This window comes from Paenibacillus sp. F024 (assembly GCF_057814255.1).
In genome coordinates, this window is record NZ_JBVASZ010000180.1 from 1 (window position 1) to 272 (window position 272).

General features: G+C 55.9%; 1 rRNA gene. It reads right to left on the reverse strand.

The features are described 5' to 3' along the window. Positions 1–272: ribosomal RNA gene (locus ACZYR9_RS27870) — 16S ribosomal RNA — on the reverse strand; the annotation flags it as partial.

Sequence of the window (272 nt, forward strand, 5' to 3'; positions counted from 1 at the left end):
AGTCCCAGTGTGGCCGATCACCCTCTCAGGTCGGCTACGCATCGTCGCCTTGGTGGGCTGTTACCCCGCCAACTAGCTAATGCGCCGCAGGCCCATCTGTAAGCCACAGGTTGCCCCGTGTTTCTTGGTCACTTCATGCGAAGATACCATCTATCCGGTCTTAGCTACCGTTTCCGGTAGTTATCCCGATCTTACAGGCAGGTTGCCTACGTGTTACTCACCCGTCCGCCGCTAACTTATCCCGAAGGATAAGTCCGCTCGACTTGCATGTA